We start from the raw sequence: 18,994 nt of genomic DNA, 5'->3' as shown, positions 1-18,994 counted from the left end.
GCGCCATTCATATCTGGGCGGCATCAGCCCCCTCGCATTCGAGGCCAAGGTGGCATAGTGAGATAGGTGACCGGCACAAATCCGTTACAAGTCCAGGTCGGCAAAGCGCAGCCACAGAGCGGCCATGTCTTGGTGCAGCCTGTCGGTGGCCCCATCGGTCAATCGCAGGCCCTTGCTGGCCAACAAAGAGGCAGCCTCACGCTTGATCCACGGGGAGACACGCAAGGGCAACGCCTCGGCCTCCTCAGCGGTCAGGTGGTAGGTTGCTTCGGTCTCCTCAGGAATGACCTCCTCCTGAGCAATCCTCCACCCCTCGGCATCGCCGGGGTTCGCCTCATAGCGGGCCTTGAGGTCGTCATACCACAGCCCAGCCAAGGCGCGGCATTCACGCTGCGACAGATCAAGGGCGGGGAGAGTGTCGGCTGGCTTGGCAGCAGAGCGCAGGGAGGCAATGCGGCTTTTCACTCCGGCAAGCCAAGCATGGTAGGCAGCGCTGGCCTGTTCCTCAGTGAGCGAAGCATCCCAAGTGGGCTTTTCCTCGCCCTTGCCGTAGGCCGCTCTTACGTCTGCCGGGATGACTTGACGGGAGGCCCAGCGGCCTGATTTGGTGCGATACAGCTTAGCCATTCTCAATGCCATTTGGACCGCTCTTTTGGACCTGAGCGGTTCTGAAAGCTTTGATTTACAGCCATTCCCTTAGGCTTCAATGCCTTAAGGGTTCGGTGGTGGACAGGGCTAGATTCGAACTAGCGTACGCTTGCGCGGGCAGATTTACAGTCTGCTGCCTTTAACCACTCGGCCACCTGTCCACACCGTCAAACCTCTTTCAAGGCAATCAAGCTTGGGGGTCTCCCCCCAGAATGGCTCTGTTTGCACAGAGCCGTTCAGCCGAGGTCCGCGCCTATGGGCATGTTGAATGCGTCTGTCAACATGCCAAAATTGCGTGTCGGAAATAGGCTGTTGAAAAATACCTCTGTGACGGACACGCAGGACCATCCGTTAAAAAGCGCATGATTTTCATGGGAAGTTTGTAACGGTGGTGGACAGGGCTAGATTCGAACTAGCGTACGCTCTCGCGGGCAGATTTACAGTCTGCTGCCATTAACCACTCGGCCACCTGTCCACACCGTCAAACCTCTTACGAGGCAATCAAGCCTGGGGGTTTCCCCCCGAAAGGCCCCTTTTTGTGGGGCCGTTCAGCCGAGGACCGCGCCTATGCGGATCTTGCCCTTGCCTGTCAACACTCGAATTGGCAAAGGCGGGGAAATTTTTACGAGAAAGGACAATTTCATGAGCCGCCACAGCGACGACGACACTCCCCAAAGCGGGCGTGGAAAAGGCAAGGCGCTGCGTGGCCGCGCGGGGCGGAACAAGGGCGGCCGCGGTTCTGGCCGCGCCAGCGCGGGCGCGGTGCGCCTGTGGGGCCATCATGCCGTCGAAGCCGCGCTGAAGAATCCCGACCGTCGCCACCGTAAATTGTGGGCCACGCGCGAAGCCATCGCGAATCTGGATGGCGAGTTGCCCGCTGATTTCACGGTCGAATATGCGCAGGCCGCCGATCTGGGTCGCCTTGTTGCACGCGATGCGCCGCATCAGGGGCTGGTTCTGGAATGCGACGGGTTGGAGGATATCTATCTCGATGACGTGCTGGATGGCGATCCCTCGCGTCCGGTCATCGTGCTGGATCAGGTGACCGATCCGCACAATGTCGGGGCCATCCTGCGTTCCGCCGCCGCCTTCAATGCGGCCTGTATCGTCACCCAGGACCGCCACGCGCCACCCGAATCGGGCACGCTTGCCAAGTCGGCCAGCGGCGCTCTGGAAATCGTGCCATGGGTCCGCGTGGTCAATCTGGCCCGCGCGCTCGAAGAAATCGCCGAGGCCGGTTATTGGCGCATCGGCCTTGCCGGTGAGGCCGATGCCACCTTGTCGCAGGCCATGACCGCCGGCCCCGTCGCATTGGTGCTGGGCGCCGAAGGCGAAGGCATGCGCCAGAACATTGCACAGCATTGCGACGCGCTGGCCCGCCTGCCGATCAGCGAAGCGATGGAATCGCTCAACGTGTCCAACGCCGCCGCCATCGCGCTTTACGCCGTGGCCACGCGTGAGGGTGAGGAATAAGCCCCCTTTACCCGACCAACAAAAACGCCGCCCGGAGCAATCCGAGGCGGCGTTTTTCTTTCTGCTTATGGCTGCGAGGCGTTTCAGCCATTCAGCAGTCAGGCGCCGGTGATCAGTTCACCGCGTCCTTCAGGCCCTTGCCAGCCTTGAACTTGGGCTGGGCCGAGGCCGAAATTGCCAGAGGCTCACCGGTGCGGGGGTTGCGGCCGGTCGAAGCCTTGCGCTTGGCCACCGAAAAAGTGCCAAAGCCCACGAGGCGAACTTCGTCGCCCGACTTCAGAGCAGCAGTGATAGCATCGAACACGCCTTCGACGGCCTTGGTCGCATCGTTGCGGGTAAGGCCGCTGGCTTCGGCAACAGCGCCGATCAGTTCGTTCTTATTCATTTGGGTACCCCCAGAAAGGACGTTGAAAAATGTCTGTTTGAGTCGCCTCGACAGCGGGCGGAATTGAGCGATTTTTGAACGCCCTGTCAAAGCGAAATGCGGTTAAAAACCCGCAATTATCCCCGAGAATACGGGGATTTTCGACGAAGCGAGATAGAAATCATCCCATCGCACATCACGCGCATTCCGCGACCCGGATGACACATCCGAGTCGCGGCGTTGCAGCAATTATCAGTGTGCAGTCGCAGTAGAAGGCGCCGAGCCACCCGCCGGGGCCGCGCCGGGCTGGCTGGCCAGGTCGTCGGCTTCGGTCCATTCGATCGCCTGCGGCACTTCGGCCAACGCGCGGGCCAGAACCTGATCGACATGGCTGACCGGCACGATCTCCAGACCTTCGCGGATATTGGCCGGGATCTCGGCCAGATCCTTGGCGTTCTCTTCCGGGATCAACACGGTCTTGATGCCGCCGCGAAGGGCGGCAAGCAGCTTTTCCTTGAGGCCGCCAATCGCCAGAACGCGACCGCGCAACGTGACTTCGCCCGTCATCGCCACATCGGCGCGCACCGGAATGCCCGTCAGCGTGGAAACCATGGCCGTGACCATGCCAATGCCCGCCGACGGTCCGTCCTTGGGCACCGCGCCTTCGGGCAAGTGGATGTGCAGATCCTTGCGGTTGAAGATCGAAGGCTTGATCCCATAAGCAGGCGCGCGGGCCTTTACGAAGGAGAACGCCATCTGGACGCTCTCGCTCATGACCTCGCCCAGCTTGCCGGTGGTCTTGACCGCGCCCTTGCCCGGCACAGTCACGCTTTCGATGGTCAGCAATTCGCCGCCCACCTCGGTCCATGCCAGACCCGTCACCGCGCCAATCTGGTTTTCCTCGTCCGAAACGCCATGGCGGAATTTGCGGACACCGGCAAAATCAGCCAGGTTTTCGGGCGTGATTACCACGCTCTTTTCCTTGCCTTCCAGTATCTTGCGCAGGCTCTTGCGGGCCAGACGTGCAACTTCGCGCTCCAACGTGCGGACGCCCGCCTCACGGGTGTAATAGCGGATCAGATCGCGCAAACCACCTTCGGTCAGCGTGAACTCGCCCTTCTTCAACCCGTGGGCCTCAACCTGCTTGCGCACCAGATGGCGCTCGGCAATCTCGACCTTTTCGTCCTCGGTGTAACCTTCCAGACGGATGATCTCCATACGGTCCAGCAGCGGCTGGGGCAGGTTCAGGCTGTTGGCCGTGCAGACGAACATGATGTCCGACAGATCAATGTCCAGTTCCAGATAGTGATCCTGGAACTTGGCATTCTGTTCCGGGTCCAGCACTTCGAGCAGCGCCGAGGCCGGATCGCCGCGGAAATCCTGACCCAGCTTGTCGATCTCGTCGAGCAGGAACAGCGGATTGCTCGTCCCCGCCTTTTTCAGATTGGACACGATCTTGCCCGGCATAGAGCCGATATAGGTCCGGCGGTGGCCGCGGATTTCGGCCTCATCACGCACGCCGCCCAGCGATTGCCGGATAAATTCGCGCCCGCAAGCCTTGGCGATGCTCTTGCCCAGCGAGGTCTTGCCCACGCCCGGCGGGCCGACGAGGCACAGGATCGGCCCCTTCAGTTTGTTAGTCCGCGCCTGCACCGCCAGATATTCGATGATGCGGTCCTTGACCTTGTCCAGAGCATAGTGATCGGCATCGAGCACAGCCTGCGCCGCGCCAATGTCCTTCTTCAGCTTACTCTTCTTGCCCCAGGGCAGGCCCAGCAGCACATCGAGATAATTGCGCACGACGGTCGCCTCGGCGCTCATCGGCTGCATGGTCTTCAGCTTCTTGAGTTCCGTCTCGGCCTTGGTCCGCGCTTCCTTGCTCAGCTTGAGCTTGTTGATGCGCTCCTGAAGCTCGGCGATTTCGTTCGCCCCGCTTTCATCGCCGCCGCCCAACTCGCTCTGGATCGCCTTCAACTGTTCGTTGAGGTAATATTCGCGCTGGGTCTTTTCCATCTGGCGCTTGACGCGGCCACGGATACGGCGCTCCACCTGAAGCACGCCCAGTTCGCCTTCCATGAAGCCATAGACCATTTCCAGCCGCTTCAACGGATCGGTTTCCGACAGCAGGGCCTGCTTGTCGGCCACCTTGGCGCTGATATGGCTGGCGATCTGATCGGCCAGAGCCGAGGCATCCTCGATCTCGGAAAGCTGATCGCCCGCATCCTGCGAGAGCTTCTTGTTCAGCTTGGCATATTCGCCGAACTGATCAACCACGCTGCGCATCATGGCGGCCACTTCCGGCCCTTCGGCCTCGGCGCTTTCCACCGGCGCCAGTTCGGCGCGCAGCATCTCGTCTTCCTCGGTCAGGGCGACCATGCGGGCGCGGCGCGTCCCTTCGACCAGAACGCGCACCGTCCCATCGGGCAGTTTCAGCAATTGCAGGACCGTCGCCACCACGCCGACATCATAGAGATCATCGGCATGCGGATCATCGCAACCCGGATCAAGCTGGGCCAGCAGAAAGATATCCTTGTCGCCCGCCATTGCGGCTTCAAGCGCGGCCACCGATTTTTCGCGGCCCACAAACAGCGGCACAACCATGCCGGGAAATACCACAATATCGCGCAGCGGCAGCATGGGCAGCAGCGAAGGCAGCGACTGGATCTCATTCGAGGGAGTGTTCTCGTCGGTCATAATCTTCCATTCGGGTTGCGCCCAAGAACGGCGGCCCTGCGTTGTTTTTGAGGATATGGGGAGCAGATGCGCGCGGCGCAATGGGGAAAAAGAGCCAACTTATACCCAGCCTTCAAAATCAAAGGCCCCGCATCACGGCCCCGGCGGCAAAACCGGGTCAGGATGCAGGGCCTTTCGGCGGATTTTTCTGCAGGGATCAGAACGGCAGCTTGAAGCCCGGCGGCAGGCCCATGCCGCTCTGCGCCTTGGCCAGTTCGGCCCCGGCGACTTCGTCCGCCTTGGCGCGTGCATCGTTGAAGGCGGCCGCGATCAAGTCTTCCAGAATGCCCTTGTCGGCGGGCACCAACAGGCTGTCATCCACCGAAACGCCGATCACCCGACCCTTGGCGCTGGCGCGGATCTTGACCAGACCGCCACCCGCGCTGCCTTCGACTTCAAGCGAATCCAGCTTGGACTGGGTTTCGTTCATCTGCTTCTGGATCGTTTCGGCGGCCTGCTGGGCGGCCTTGATCATTTCTTCCATCGACTTCATCTATCGGCTCCCATAGGACTGGCGGCGCTGAAAACCGCCAGATTGTCCTTCATCGGTAATGTCCTGCGCCCCGGGAAAAGCGGCCAATGCCGCCTGCATCAAGGGCGATTCCTGTCGCTGCGCCACCTGCGCATCGCGGGCCTTGGCGTCAACCTCCATCAAAGTCGGCGCGCCGCCTTCGCTGCGCTGCTCAACTTCCCACAGATCGCCCGTCACCTCACGCAAAATCTTGCGCAAGTCATCGACGATATTCATGGCAAAGCCCGGCGCCTGTTCAAACACCAGTCGCGCAGGCGCCAGTTCAATCACCCGAACCTGTCCGCGCATCATCGCCCCCATCGGGATAGAGTAATGTTCGACATGTTCGACCAACTGCTTCCAATCCATCGCGGGGGCTGCGGATTGCGGAGCGTCCTGACCGGGCGCAGAAGATGCGGCCTGTGCGGGCATGGCGACAGCCTGCGCCGCCAGACCTTCCAGCTTTTTCACCAATTGCCCCGGATCGGGCATATCGGCCGCATGCAGGCATCGCAGCAACGCCATTTCCGCCGCCACCAAAGGCGCAGGCGCGGTCTTCACCTCGTCATGCCCCTTGATCAGCAATTGCCAAAGGCGGTGCAATTGGCCCGGTTGCAGACGCTGGGCCCAATCCTCGATAGTCTTGCGCTCGTCCTCTGACACGGCTTTGACTTCGCCGCGCCCGACCTGCGCCACGGTGATGCGATGGGTAATGTCCATCGCGCTGCGCATCAGGTTGATCGGTTCGACCCCCAGCGCAAATTGCGCCGCCACCAGATCGAGCAACCCGGCCCCGTCCCCGCCCAGCAAGGCCGCAAACAATTTGCGCTGCACACTCTTGTCGGCAAGGCCCAGCATTTCACGCACGCTCTCGGCGGTGACGTTGGTGTGTTCGGAATCGCTGGCCAGATCGGCATGGGCAATCGCCTGATCAAGGATCGACAGACCATCGCGCGCCGAACCTTCGGCGGCCTCGGCAATCATGCTCAACGCCTCGGCCTCGATGGCCACGCCTTCCTTTTCACAGATCGAGCCGAAATGTTCCGCCAGCAATTTGGCGGGAATACGTTTCAGATCAAATCGTTGGCACCGGGACAGCACCGTAATTGGCAACTTGTCGACTTCGGTGGTGGCAAAAAGGAACTTCACATGTGCAGGCGGCTCCTCAAGAGTCTTGAGCAACGCATTGAAAGCATTGCGCGACAGCATGTGAACTTCGTCGATAATATAGATCTTGTAACGCGCCGAAACCGCCGCATAGCGCACCGCCTCGATGATCTCCCGCACGTCGTCCACGCCGGTATGGCTGGCGGCGTCCATTTCGATCACGTCAATATGGCGGCCCTCGGCAATCGCCACGCAAGGCTCACACACGCCACAGGGCGAAATTGTCGGACCGCTCTTGCCATCCGCCCCCACACAATTGAGCGCCTTGGCAATCAGGCGCGCGGTGGAGGTTTTGCCCACCCCGCGAATGCCGGTCATCAAAAATGCATGGGCCAACCGGTCACGCTTGATCGCATTGGCCAGCGTCTGGACCATCGCATCCTGACCGATCAACTCGGCAAAGGTCTGCGAACGATATTTACGCGCCAGAACGCGATAAGGTTGAGCCGAAACGACCGGCGCGGATGTTGGGGCCGGTTCGGGCGCGCCGAACATGCTTTCCTGTCCGGCTTCCTCCAACTCCGCGGCGCTGGGCTGCTCTTCGGGCGCGTCATCATCCCACGGCAGATCATCGCCGTCATCGTCGCCGCCAAACATGTCCGAGGAATCAGTCATCATGTCTGTCTAACTAGGGCTTGGGGAAAGGTTTGTCGAATGGGTTACAGGGAAAGAAGAAGGGATAAATGCGAGGGTCTAGACCCTCGCGCTCCCATTACTGTCTGCGTTGCGCTCTGCATCGCCCAAAGCGCGACGCCTCACCGCCAGAGGCTGTAAATATGCCGCTTCGCGGAAGACTGGCCAAAAAACACAACCCCAATAACGGGATTGCAAAGGGTCCAGACCCTTTGCCCGCCGGAGGCATAAACCCCAACCGCAAACACAAAAAAACCAGCCCGAAAGCTGGTTCTTTGTAACGTAGGAGCCGGCCGACCCGCGGCAATTCCGTTGTGGCTGCTTCCTTCCGGACCTGACCAGGTTGGCGGACGCAACGTCCGACCGACTCCCGGAGCGGCCTATGGCGAGGCTTGCCAAACTTGGCAAGCCCCCTTTGTCACTTAACGGAAATTATCCGCGTAAGCCTGCAGCTTGAGACGACGCGGCGGGGTGGCGTGGATGGTGGCCACGATGCCATGCTTGTCGGCATAGGCCTTGGCTTCGTCCAGCGAGGCAAATTTCAGGCTCACCTGATTTTGCGTGTCGGCGCTGCCGGGCCAACCCATCAGGGGGTCGGGACGACGGGCTTCGTTCGGGGCGAATTCGAGGATCCACTGGTCCAGCAGGGCCTTGCCGGACTGCATGGCGTTCTTCGGGCGCTGAAAGATACGTGCGGTCATGCGATTGCCATGCCAGCGAATCGCGCCATAAATCAAGTGCGACCTTTGCCTTCGCTGCGGTTTTTGCTCGCTTCGAATGCGTTTTTCGTCTTCAGACTGGGGTCTTCGGCCCATGGCTCGTCGGGCCAGCGGTGTTTGGGGTATCGCCCCTTCATATCCTTGACCACATCGCGCCAACTTCCCCGCCAGAATCCCGGCAAATCCAGCGTCGTCTGGATCGGCTTTCCGCCCGGCGAAGTCAGCAGCAAACGCAGCGGCTGGGGTGGTTTGCCAAAGGTCGGGTGCCGCTCCAGCCCGAATAGCGCCTGGACGCGCACCTCGATGCTGGGGCCGCCTGCATCGTCATAATCGATGGGATGGCTGCTGCCCGCCGGACTGCGGAATTCCGAGGGGACCAAACGGTCGAGCGTCTGTTTTCCATCCCAACCAAATCGGTCCAGCAAGGCCTGATGCAGGGCGCCCGCCTCCACCGAATCGAGGCGGCGTTTAAGATGCGGCCCCGCCCATTCCTCAAGCTCGGCCAGCAAGGCGTCCTCGCCCAAGGCTTCGAATCCGGCAAAGCGCGCGCGCTTCAACAGGTTCAGGCTGGCCTTGCCCAATGGCAAAATCCCCAATCCTTCAGCCCTGATTCGATCGCACAGAAAGGCCGTCATCGCCGCCGGGTCCGGCTTGGGATCGCTGCCCCGCGCAAAAACGAATGCGCCAAGGCGGCGTTCCAGCAAAGCCTCGACCCGGCGTTCGTCAGCCACCCATCGCAAGGTCGACCGCCGCTCGATCCGGTGCGCCAGATGCTCCACCACCTCGGCCTCGGTCAGGGCGATGGCGCCGGTAATCCGCGCGCCCTTGGCCGACCCCTGCGCTTCACCCACGGCAAGATATTCGCTGCGTGCCAAGGATGAGAGCTGGTCAAGAACCAGCCCCCTGCCCCCGGCGGCAAGCCATTCCTCGCCGCTGGCATCCCGCCTTTTGGCCAGATTGTCGGGAAAACCTTCGGCCAGCAAAACGCCCGCAGGCGGTGCCTCACCGGCCAGCCGAGGCACCAGTTTTTCGGCGCGTTTGCCCCATTGCCTTGCCATCTGACGCGCGGCCTCGGCCTTTGGCGAGCGATCCGTGCGCCAACGATCCAGCCGTGCCAGCAAATCCTCGCCGCGCCCGCCAAGGCCCCGCTCCTGCAACAGAAAGGCCAGCATCGCCGCCGTTTCCCCCGCCCCGCGCGCCGCGCCATAGAGCAACATATGCGCCTGTTCCGGCCCCATCGGCAGACTGGCCATCGCGCGGCCATGATCGGTTATGCGATCGCCGTCCAACGCGCCAAGGCTGGAAAGTTTCGCCCGCGCCGCCGCCATCGCCGCCGCCGGAGGAGGATCAATCCACGCCATCGCCCCCGGATCAAGCGCCCCCCACTGCGCCAAAGCCAGAGTAAAAGGCGCCAGATCGCTGGTCAGCATTTCGGGCGGATCAAAGGCGGGGCGGCCCGCATGGGCGGCCTCTTCCCATAAGCGATAGGCAACGCCCGGCCCCTGACGCGCGGCGCGGCCCGCCCGCTGGGCGGCGGCGGCCTGAGACGAGCGCGTGGTGATAAGGCGGGTTACGCCTGCGGCCTTGTCATATTCCGGGCGGCGCGACAGGCCGCAATCAACCACCACCGACACGCCATCCAGCGTCAGCGAGGTTTCCGCAATGCTGGTGGCCAGCACGATACGACGGCGTCCATCCGGATCGCGGCGAATGGCGGCGCGCTGTGCCTGGGGTTCACATTGGCCGTGCAGGGGCAGGATCGGCGTGGCTTTCAACCGCTCCTCCAGCTTTTCCCCGACGCGGGTAATTTCCCCGACGCCGGGCAGAAAGGCCAGAATGTCACCGCTCTCCTCGCGCCAAGCCGTCAGGATGGCGCTGACCATCTGCTCATCCATACGCGCCTCTGCCCGCGCGCCAAGCCAGCGGATGGTAAGCGGCCATGCGCGCCCCTCGCTCTCAATCACCGGCGTATCGGGGCCGAGCAAGGCGGCAAACCGTTCACCGTCGATGGTGGCCGACATCGGGATGATGCGCAGGTCGTCGCGCAAAACTTGCTGACACTCGACAGCAAGAGCCAAGCCTAAGTCACTGTCAAGATTGCGCTCATGCGCCTCGTCGAACAAAACGGCGGAAATGCCGGACAGTTCAGGATCGGCCAGAATGGTCGCGACAAAAATCGCCTCGGTCACCACCAGAATGCGCGTTCTGGCCGATTGCTTGCTGTCCAGACGGGTCAGGTAGCCCACCGTCTCCCCCGCCTTCTCGCCCATCATTTCGGCCATACGCTCAGCCGCAGCGCGGGCGGCGACACGTCGAGGGGACAGCAGGATAATCTTGCCATCGCACCACGCCTCGCGGATCAAGGCGGGCGCCACGCTTGTCGTCTTGCCCGCACCGGGCGGCGCGATCAAAACCGCGTTGGGCCGATGGCGCAGGACGGCGAGCAAGTCGGGAAGGACGGCATGGATGGGCAGGTCTGACACAGGTTTGCGTCTTATGGATTTTGCAGGAAAAGGGAAGTGGGGCGCCAGCGGGGGGGTTTTAATTGCCTCCGGCGGGCAAAGAGCGGGGGCCCTTTGCAATCCAGTTATGGGGTTGCGCCAAGTTTGCAGTGAAGCGCTCTAGTCGGCGAAGCGGTTTATAAAGCCTGCGTGCTGCGCGACAAGGTTGCGCAAGGATGGTCGGGCGCACAACAATGACAGTATCGGGATTGCAAAGGGACCGAGTCCCTTTGCCCGCCGGAGGCCAACCTACCTCTTAATACCGCCGCGCCACCGAAAACAGCGCCGCTTCTTCCAACGCCGAACGCATTTCGCCAGCCGGGAAGATGCTCAAAGCATCAATCGCCTTTTGCGCATAATCGGCGGCGCGCTGACGGGTGGCCTCGACCGTACCGTGGCGGGCGATGATGGCGATGGCTTCGGCCAGATCCTCGTCCTCGGCGCGGAAACCGGCGATGGCGTCGCGCCAGAACTGCTTTTCTTCCTCGGTCCCGGCGGCATAGGCCAGGATCACCGGCAAGGTCATCTTGCCATCGCGGAAATCATCGCCCTTGCCCTTGCCCATTTCGGCGGCTTCGGAATCATAGTCGATGGCATCGTCCACCAACTGGAACGCCACGCCAAGGTAGCGGCCATAATCGTCGAGCGCCTGCTCTTCGGCATCGCTGCGCCCAGCAACAACCGCCGAGATGCGGCAGGCAGCGGCAAACAGCGCGGCGGTCTTGGCGGCGATGATCGAGAGGTAATGTTCTTCGCTCGTCTCGATCTTGCGCTGGGCGGTCAACTGATCGACCTCACCCTCGGCAATGATCGAAGAGGCGCGCGACAGAATATCCAGCACCCGCAGTGAACCGGCCTCAACCATCAATTCAAACGAACGGCTGAACAGATAGTCGCCCACCAGCACCGTGGCGGGATTGCCATAGATAATATTGGCCGCCGCCTTGCCCCGACGCAGGTCGGAACCATCGACCACGTCATCATGCAGCAGAGTCGCGGTGTGAATGAACTCCACCGCCGCGGCCAGAGCATATTGCGCGCCGCCAGTGTAGCCGACCAGATCCGCCGCCGCGACGGTCAACATCGGGCGCAGGCGCTTGCCTCCGCTCGAAATCAAATGGCCGGCAAGTTGCGGGATCAACGGGATCTCGCTTTCCATCCGGCTGAGAATCACAGCATTGACCTCGTCCATCCCCTTGGCGGTCAGTGCCAGCAAAGGGTCGATCGAGGGCTGAGGCGCATCCATAGGCGCCGCGCGTTCAGTCATGGAAACGGGTTGGGCAGTCATCGGGCCCGCATTGCGCCGCATCCCGCATAAAGGCAAGGCTGGAATCGACCATTGTCTCATGCTAGCGGCGCTTTATGGTTGAAACGTCACATCAGGGCAGCATCGTTGCCACCACCGATCCGGTTCTGGCCTCTTTCCGGTCGAGCATCGACAATATCGATGCCGCGCTGATTCACATTCTGGCCGAACGTTTCCGCATCACCAAGGCCGTTGGCGAATATAAAGCCACCCACACCCTGCCCGCCAGCGATCCGGGGCGCGAAGAGCGCCAGATTGCCCGCCTGCGCAAACTGGCCGAGGATGCGCAGCTTGATCCCGATTTTGGCGAGAAATTCCTACGCTTCATCATTGATGAAGTGATCCGGCATCATGAGAAAGCCAAATTGGGCGAGTAAGGGGTTTTAAGGAGTTTTGCCTCCGGCGGGCAAAGGGCGGGTGCCCTTTGCAATCCCGTTATGGGGTGGCGTTTGGATCGCCGGGATTCGCCAATCCGCGAAGCCGTTTATCAAGCCTGCGGCACGGCGACCTTGCGCGAGGATGATCCGACGCACGCCGATGACAGTATCGGGATTGCAAAGGGCCCCCGCCCTTTGCCCGCCGGAGGAAAACTTGCGTTTTACCCCCGCGCTCTGGGCAACCGCAACTTCACCAACAGCCCGCCCAAATCCTCACTCTCGGCCAATTCAACATTGCCGCCATAGATTTCGGCAACATCGCGCACGATAGCCAGCCCAAGACCCGTCCCCGGCTTGCCCGTATCCAGACGCGCGCCACGGTCGAAAATACGGGTGCGTTCGGCCTCTGGAATACCCATCCCGTCATCCTCGACCCAGATCTCGACCAATTCGCCCTTCGCGCCAACGTCCAGCGTAACGAAAACGCTGCCCCCGCCATATTTGGCCGCATTTTCAATCAGATTGCCGAGCAGATCATCCAGATCCTGCCGCTCGATGGCAACCTGTGCGTCATGCGACCCGTCGAGGTCAAAGCGGGTTTCGGGATAGAGTCGCTCCACCGCGCGCATGACGGATTTGGCGGCATCCCATACAGGCGTGCGCGCCTGCCCTGCGCCGCGTCGGCCAACCGCGCGCGCGCGGGCGAGGTGGTGTTCGACCTGACGCCGCATCACCGCTGTTTCACGCACCACCGATTCGGCCAGGTCATCCTCCTTCGCCTGCGCCGCATTGAGTAGCACCGTCAAAGGCGTCTTGAGCGCATGGGCCAGATTGCCCGCATGGGTCCGAGCTTCTTCAGCCTGCCTCTCATTATGCGAGAGCAAGTCATTGAGTTCCTGTACCAAAGGCTGAACCTCAACCGGCAAGGGATCATTGACCCGGTTGGCCCCCGTGTTGCGCATATGGGCAATGGCCAGCCGAACCCGGCGCAGCGGCGAAAGCCCGTACCAGCTTTGAATCGCCGCCATCAGCACAAGGCCAAGCCCCAGCACCAGAAAGCTGTCGATCAGGATCGAGCGAATGCGGTGGATCTGCGCGTCCAATTCGTGCCGGCTTTCCGCCACCACGAACCACCACGTCGTATTGCTGCCCGGCAGGATGATCGAGCGTTCCATGATGCGCAAAGGCTCGCCCGAAAACTGATTCGAATCGTAGATATGCGCCTGCGTATCATTGTGATTCGCATCAACTTTCAGCGTGCGATCCCAAAGCGAACGGCTGGGAAAATCCTCGTGCCCCTTGCCGGTGATCTGCCAATAAAGGCCGCTGTTGGGTTCCAGAAAGCGTTGATCGCCAAGGGGACGGTTGAAGAAGACTTCACCATCCGGGCCGATTTCCGCGCTGCCGATCATGCCGGTCAGCATATAGCCCAATTGTTCGTCGAAATTGCGCGTGACCATCGCGGTCATCGCCCGGTCCAGCGCCAGCCCCCCGGCCAGCAGCAGCACCAAAATCCAGCCCACCGCAATCAGCATCATACGCCGCGCGAGGCTGCCGGTGTATTTCACCCGGTCAACCTTGCGCGTTTCGGTATCTGATGCCTCATGCCCTTGGGCGCTGGCCATCGTGCTTAGCCGCGGGCCGGCTCGTCAAGGCTGTAACCCAGACCGCGGATCGTGGTGATCACATCGGCGCCCAGCTTCTTGCGAATACGGGTTACAAACACCTCGATAGTGTTTGAATCGCGGTCGAAATCCTGATCATAAATATGCTCGATCAATTCCGTGCGCGACACCACCTTGCCCTTGTGGTGGAGCAGATAGGACAGCAGCTTATATTCCTGTGCCGTCAGCTTGACCGGCTCCCCGGCCAGCGTAACGCGGCCCGAACGCGTATCGAGGCGCACATCGCCCGCGATCAGTTCGCTGCTGGAATTGCCCGAAGCACGGCGGATCAGCGCGCGCAGGCGGGCGATCAATTCCTCGGTCTGGAATGGCTTGGCCAGATAGTCGTCGGCGCCGCCATCCAGCCCAGCCACCTTGTCCGACCACGAATCGCGCGCCGTCAGCACCAGAACGGGGAACTTGCGCCCCTCCTTGCGCCACATGGACAACACGGTCAGACCGTCGATTTCCGGCAGGCCCAGGTCAAGGATCACCGCGTCATAATCTTCGGTACTGCCCAGAAAATGGCCGTCCTCGCCGTCCACCGACAGATCGACGGCATAGCCGTTCTGTTCCAGCGTGGTTTTCAGCTGGCGGCCCAGCGTGGGTTCATCCTCAACGATCAGGATCCGCATCGGCACTTCCTTATTATTAGGTCGGATTAACAGGGGAAATGGGGGCGGGCATAGGCCGCGTCAAGCGCAGGAGCCGAAAGATCAGCGCCGTTGGCGCAGTATTTCCCCGGAACGTGCATCAACATCGACAAACACCACGCGCCCGTCCTTCACGAATTTCAGGCGATAGGCCATGGCCAACGGGTCATATTCAGGCCCCAGATATTGTGCGCCCGCCATAGTGGGCAACACGCGCCCTTCGATCTCGCGCAAGGAACGGACGTTGCCGGCGCGCATCTCGCGCCGCACTTCGCCCTGCGCCTCGCCCGGACCGGCATGGGCGGCGGGGACCGGCGGCAACGCCAGCACCGAGACCATCGCCCAGAGCGCCAGCGGAGCCATCATCAGCAAAGAGGTGAGCCTTGTGAACATGCCGTATGGGTTATCCGTTTGCGATTGAACGCGATGTGAATAGATAACATAGCGATTGTTCAGCGAGGAATGGAAGGTCAGACGCCCCATGAAAAGAGCATTTTTCTTTGCACTTGCCGCTTGGGCATTGCCGCAATCGGCTTTGGCGCAATCGACCATCCCTCCTTTGGTGACCATTGTGCCCAAAGGGCCGGTCGTATCACTGGTTCAGAACGCCAGCGTCGAACAGGCGCCCGATATAGCCAATGTCGATATCGGACTTGTCACCCGCAACCGCGATCGGGCCGCCGCCATAGGGGCCAGCAACGCAGCCATTGCGCGGATCAAAGCCGACCTGATCGCCAAGGGCGTAGCTGCGGCCGACATCACGCCAGGCTATTTTTCCGCGCGTGAGGAATTTGACATGGATGGCACTATCCGTCGGCGAAAAGGCTTTGTCGTGGAATCCAATCTTGCGTTGAAATTACATAAGCTGGCCCTGCTGGGCGATGCCATGGGCGCCGCGATTGGTGCAGGGGCAACCAGTGTTGGCAATCCGGAATTCGATGTTGAAAACAAGGAACCCATTCTTGAAAAGCTCATGGCCGAAGCAACCGCCAAAGCGCGCGCCAAGGCCATGATCCACGCAAGGATCAACAGCTATTCCGGCGCAAAGCTGTTAAGTGTCACCGACAGCGACGGGCGTTCGAGCTTTCAGGCCCGAAAACTTGCCGCTTTCGAGGAGCGGGCGCCCAGTACAGACCTGTCTCCCGACATCACCCCTCGCCCGGTGACCATTTCGGTATCGCTGGCCATGGCCTTTGAACTGACCAACTGATGGACTGCTTGCCATGGGCGATGATGCGCCGTAACGCGCGCCCATGGCAGTTGCACCTATTCTCAGCTGGGAAGGACTGAGCCTGATCCAGGGATCGGGCTGGCTTTTCCGTGATCTCGACATTTTCATCGGCCCGCGTGACCGGCTTGCGCTGATCGGGCGCAACGGGGCGGGCAAAACGACCTTGCTGCGCCTGATCGCGGGGACGCTGGACGCGGATAAGGGCAATCGCTCGATCCAGCCGGGCACCAAGGTTGTCGTGCTGGAACAGGACCCTGATTTCAGCGACTGCCCTCGCCTGCTCGACTATTGCCTCAAGGGCGCAGACGCCCCGCCCCAGCATGAGGTGGAATCCATCGCCAGTCAGCTTGGCATCGACCTGACGCGCGAAGCGGCCAGCGCATCGGGCGGCGAACGCCGCCGCGCCGCCGTCTGCCGCGCCTTGGCCAGCGAGCCGGACCTGCTGCTGCTGGACGAACCGACCAACCATATGGATCTGGCCGCGATTGACTGGCTGGAAAGCTGGTTGCAACGGTTCAATGGCGCGTTTGTGGTTATCAGCCACGACCGCACCTTCCTGACCCGCCTGACCCGTGCGACGCTGTGGCTGGATCGCGGATCTTTGCGCCGGCGTGAGGTCGGCTTTGGCGGCTATGAGGCGTGGGAAGAAGAAGTTTACGCCAATGACGCCCGCGCAGCGGAAAAGCTGGACGCAAAGCTGAAGCTGGAAAACCACTGGCTTTCACGCGGGGTAACGGCCCGACGAAAGCGTAATCAGGGACGGCTGGAAAAGCTTTATGCCCTGCGTGCGCAGCGCGCCTCGATGCTCAATCCGCAGGGCGCGGCCAAGATGAAGCTGGCCAGCGATGATGTAAAAACCAAATCGGTGATCGTTGCCGAAAACGTGTCCAAAAAGTTCGGCGATCGCACCATCATTCGCGATTTCTCGCTGCGAATTCAGCGCGGCGACCGTATCGGTCTGGTGGGCAGCAATGGCGCGGGCAAGACAACCCTGCTCAAGTTGCTGACCGGCGAATTGGAGCCGGACACCGGCACGGTCAAACTGGCCCAGACATTGTCGGGCGTGATGATTGATCAGCAGCGCAGCCTGTTAAGCCCGGAAAAGCGCATCCGCGACGTTCTGGCCGAGGGCGGCGACTGGGTCGATGTGCGCGGCGAGAAAAAGCACGTTCAGGGCTATCTCAAGGACTTCCTGTTCGACCCCGGTCTGATCGAGGCGCGGGTGGGCACTCTTTCGGGCGGCGAACGTTCGCGCCTTTTGCTGGCGCGGGAATTTGCCCGCACGTCCAACCTGCTGGTGCTGGACGAACCGACCAACGATCTTGACCTGGAAACGCTCGACCTGCTTCAGGAAGTGATCGCCGATTATGACGGCACGGTGATGATCGTCAGCCACGACCGCGACTTCCTCGACCGGACCTGTACGGTGACGCTGGGGCTGGACGGTTCGGGGCGCGTGGACATTGTCGCGGGTGGCTATGCCGATTGGGAAAAGCAGCGCCAACAGCGCAATGCGCCTGCGGCCAAGAAGGCCAATGCCGTCGACAAGGCCGAAGCCGCGCCCGTCGTCATGCCCACGCGCAGCAAGGTCAAGCTGAGCTATAAGGATCAGCGCGACTATGACCTCCTGCCCGCGCGGATTGAGGCGTTGGATGGAGAGATCGGCAAGCTGGAGGAAGCTCTGGCCGATGGCGACCTTTACACCAAAAATCCGGCGCGGTTTGCGCAATTGACCGCGGCGCTTGATAAGGCCCGCGCCGAAAAAGATGCCGCCGAAGAGCGCTGGCTCGAACTGGCCGAAATGGTCGAGGGGTGATTTCACGCCTCCGGTGGGCGCCCGCCGCCGGAGGCGCCCCCATCACGCGATACGATAAAATTCCGCCACCCGGTCCAGCGCCAGTTTCAACACCAGCTTTCCCGAACGCGTGGGCCAATCCAGCGCCTTTTCCGCCACCGGCAAGCTGTCGCCAGCGCAAACCACGCGCCACAAAATGTCGGAAAGCCCTTTGCCCGCCGTGCTGATCGCCCCGTCAAAGCGGGCCTTGGCCGCAATCTGGCGCTCTGTCGGGTTGAGGTCGCGATCATGGCGGCTGCCACGGATTACCACCGGTTCCCAACGCATCGACATGTTCGGGGCCATTTGGGCCGCCTCCCAATCGTGGCGCAGCCGTTCACCGGCGTCCAGTTCGCGATCGGTTAAATGCCCCCGCGCATGCAGCCATGTCAGCGGCGATTCGCAAAGGTTTACGGTCACGCTGCGCCCTCCCTTGCGCGGCTTTGATTTTCCCGGGCCTTCAGAGGTTAATTCCCGTTCGACAAGTTGCCGATTCATTGTAGTATCTCCCTAGGTTTATTCCGGCATTTCCTGCGTCAAGTTTGCCAACAACGGCGAGTTGTAGGAAAGGAAAAAACCGGATTGGTTCGAGGGGTCGACTAGTCATGATTAACCGCATACGTGATATTCGCAGACAAAAAGGGATGACGCTGGCCGATGTGGCCGCGCGTTGTTCACCGCCCACCACGGCGCAGACGATTGGCAGGCTGGAAACCGGCACGCGCAATCTCTCGCTCATCTGGATGAACCGAATCGCACTGGCGCTTGAGGTTGACCCGGAATTGCTGGTGCGCGGAGACGCTTCTGAACAGGCCAAAATGGTCGCTCGCCTCACCGATGTCGGGGCCGAGGCTTTGACCACGCCGCGTGATGCCATTCTGCCGACCGAACTGGTTGGTGAAGGTACACAGATGGCCATGTCGGTCGAAACCGGCGCGGGCGATTACCGTAGCGGTGATCAGATCTGGTTACGTCAGATGCAGCCTGAACACTTCTCCAAATTGGTTAACAGGGATGTGCTCGCGCCGCGCCCCGGTGGCCGATTCGTTTTCGGGCGCCTGATCGACCGTGATGAACACCGTATTGCACTGCTGCCCCCCGGAATCGGCCATCGCCAGTTGGTGATCGACAGTCCGCCGTGGCTTGCTGTTGCCGAAATGTTAGTACGAAAGCTGTAATC

The 18,994-nt window shown here is 61.3% G+C and carries 17 protein-coding genes, 2 tRNA genes and 1 other RNA gene; 5 read left to right on the top strand and 15 right to left on the bottom strand.

Annotated elements, in window-relative coordinates; translation table 11 throughout:
* Positions 1-84: 84 nt before the first annotated feature.
* From ACZ9HU_RS06680 to ACZ9HU_RS06670, 3 genes are all read right to left on the bottom strand, one after another.
* The gene (locus tag ACZ9HU_RS06680; protein WP_476103667.1) at positions 85-627 is read right to left on the bottom strand and encodes a hypothetical protein; all 543 of its coding nucleotides are present in this window, start codon (positions 625-627) and stop codon (positions 85-87) included.
* A 96-nt stretch (positions 628-723) separates the two neighbouring features.
* Positions 724-809 (bottom strand) — tRNA-Tyr (locus ACZ9HU_RS06675).
* Positions 810-1,037: 228 nt separating this feature from the next.
* Positions 1,038-1,123 (bottom strand) — tRNA-Tyr (locus ACZ9HU_RS06670).
* 167 nt (positions 1,124-1,290) lie between these two features.
* On the opposite strand from ACZ9HU_RS06670, the gene rlmB reads away from it, so the two are divergent.
* Positions 1,291-2,121 (top strand): 23S rRNA (guanosine(2251)-2'-O)-methyltransferase RlmB, encoded by an 831-nt coding sequence (rlmB, locus tag ACZ9HU_RS06665; RefSeq protein ID WP_476103665.1) that lies wholly within the window; start codon positions 1,291-1,293, stop codon positions 2,119-2,121.
* Between the two features lie 112 nt (positions 2,122-2,233).
* On the opposite strand, the gene ACZ9HU_RS06660 is transcribed toward rlmB, so the two are convergent.
* The 8 genes from ACZ9HU_RS06660 to ACZ9HU_RS06625 form a co-directional block, all read right to left on the bottom strand.
* Positions 2,234-2,560, bottom strand: coding sequence for an HU family DNA-binding protein (locus tag ACZ9HU_RS06660; protein ID WP_476103697.1), 327 nt, complete (start codon positions 2,558-2,560; stop codon positions 2,234-2,236).
* A gap of 177 nt (positions 2,561-2,737) precedes the next feature.
* Positions 2,738-5,179 carry an endopeptidase La gene (gene lon, locus ACZ9HU_RS06655; protein ID WP_476103663.1) on the bottom strand — a complete coding sequence of 814 codons (2,442 nt, stop codon included), beginning with the start codon at positions 5,177-5,179 and terminating at the stop codon, positions 2,738-2,740.
* Positions 5,180-5,375: 196 nt separating this feature from the next.
* Entirely contained in the window at positions 5,376-5,711 is a 336-nt protein-coding gene (locus ACZ9HU_RS06650; RefSeq protein ID WP_168604628.1) for a YbaB/EbfC family nucleoid-associated protein, read from the bottom strand.
* Positions 5,712-7,514 carry a DNA polymerase III subunit gamma/tau gene (locus ACZ9HU_RS06645; RefSeq protein ID WP_476103660.1) on the bottom strand — a complete coding sequence of 601 codons (1,803 nt, stop codon included), beginning with the start codon at positions 7,512-7,514 and terminating at the stop codon, positions 5,712-5,714.
* A 294-nt stretch (positions 7,515-7,808) separates the two neighbouring features.
* Positions 7,809-7,903: signal recognition particle sRNA small type (ffs, locus tag ACZ9HU_RS06640), an RNA gene on the bottom strand.
* Between the two features lie 48 nt (positions 7,904-7,951).
* On the bottom strand, positions 7,952-8,230 hold the full coding sequence (locus ACZ9HU_RS06635; protein WP_274173280.1) for an ETC complex I subunit: 279 nt from the start codon (positions 8,228-8,230) through the stop codon (positions 7,952-7,954).
* Between the two features lie 32 nt (positions 8,231-8,262).
* A complete protein-coding gene (hrpB, locus tag ACZ9HU_RS06630) occupies positions 8,263-10,731 on the bottom strand; it encodes an ATP-dependent helicase HrpB (RefSeq protein ID WP_476103657.1) in 2,469 nt (822 codons plus the stop codon).
* Positions 10,732-11,005: 274 nt separating this feature from the next.
* The gene (locus tag ACZ9HU_RS06625) at positions 11,006-12,037 is read right to left on the bottom strand and encodes a polyprenyl synthetase family protein (RefSeq protein WP_476103655.1); all 1,032 of its coding nucleotides are present in this window, start codon (positions 12,035-12,037) and stop codon (positions 11,006-11,008) included.
* A gap of 74 nt (positions 12,038-12,111) precedes the next feature.
* Between ACZ9HU_RS06625 and ACZ9HU_RS06620 the strand changes: the two genes are divergently transcribed.
* Positions 12,112-12,432 carry a chorismate mutase gene (locus ACZ9HU_RS06620; protein ID WP_476103653.1) on the top strand — a complete coding sequence of 107 codons (321 nt, stop codon included), beginning with the start codon at positions 12,112-12,114 and terminating at the stop codon, positions 12,430-12,432.
* Positions 12,433-12,653: 221 nt separating this feature from the next.
* Here the strand turns inward: ACZ9HU_RS06620 and ACZ9HU_RS06615 are convergent, their stop codons facing one another.
* The 3 genes from ACZ9HU_RS06615 to ACZ9HU_RS06605 all read right to left on the bottom strand — a co-directional run bounded on the left by ACZ9HU_RS06615 (position 12,654) and on the right by ACZ9HU_RS06605 (position 15,232).
* Positions 12,654-14,057, bottom strand: a complete 1,404-nt coding sequence (locus ACZ9HU_RS06615) for a sensor histidine kinase (protein ID WP_476103651.1) — start codon at positions 14,055-14,057, stop codon at positions 12,654-12,656.
* A gap of 5 nt (positions 14,058-14,062) precedes the next feature.
* Positions 14,063-14,731, bottom strand: coding sequence for a response regulator transcription factor (locus tag ACZ9HU_RS06610; RefSeq protein ID WP_476103649.1), 669 nt, complete (start codon positions 14,729-14,731; stop codon positions 14,063-14,065).
* Positions 14,732-14,812: 81 nt separating this feature from the next.
* The gene (locus tag ACZ9HU_RS06605; protein WP_476103646.1) at positions 14,813-15,232 is read right to left on the bottom strand and encodes a PepSY domain-containing protein; all 420 of its coding nucleotides are present in this window, start codon (positions 15,230-15,232) and stop codon (positions 14,813-14,815) included.
* On the opposite strand from ACZ9HU_RS06605, the gene ACZ9HU_RS06600 reads away from it, so the two are divergent.
* Positions 15,231-15,959 (top strand): SIMPL domain-containing protein, encoded by a 729-nt coding sequence (locus tag ACZ9HU_RS06600; RefSeq protein ID WP_476103644.1) that lies wholly within the window; start codon positions 15,231-15,233, stop codon positions 15,957-15,959. The two genes, ACZ9HU_RS06605 and ACZ9HU_RS06600, sit on opposite strands and share 2 nt — an antisense overlap.
* A 43-nt stretch (positions 15,960-16,002) precedes the next feature.
* The gene (locus ACZ9HU_RS06595; protein ID WP_476103642.1) at positions 16,003-17,796 is read left to right on the top strand and encodes an ABC-F family ATP-binding cassette domain-containing protein; all 1,794 of its coding nucleotides are present in this window, start codon (positions 16,003-16,005) and stop codon (positions 17,794-17,796) included.
* A 42-nt stretch (positions 17,797-17,838) separates the two neighbouring features.
* On the opposite strand, the gene ACZ9HU_RS06590 is transcribed toward ACZ9HU_RS06595, so the two are convergent.
* Complete coding sequence (locus ACZ9HU_RS06590; RefSeq protein WP_476103640.1) at positions 17,839-18,312, bottom strand: DUF6456 domain-containing protein; 474 nt, start codon at positions 18,310-18,312, stop codon at positions 17,839-17,841.
* A gap of 107 nt (positions 18,313-18,419) precedes the next feature.
* Here ACZ9HU_RS06590 and ACZ9HU_RS06585 point away from each other — a divergent pair, with 107 nt between their 5' ends.
* Complete coding sequence (locus ACZ9HU_RS06585) at positions 18,420-18,992, top strand: helix-turn-helix domain-containing protein (RefSeq protein ID WP_476103638.1); 573 nt, start codon at positions 18,420-18,422, stop codon at positions 18,990-18,992.
* Positions 18,993-18,994 lie beyond the last annotated feature (2 nt).

The sequence above is a fragment of the Novosphingobium sp. Sphag1I genome, assembly GCF_056279125.1.
The sequence above is the reverse complement of the archived record's forward strand: the minus strand, read 5'-3'. Positions and strand labels throughout refer to the sequence as shown.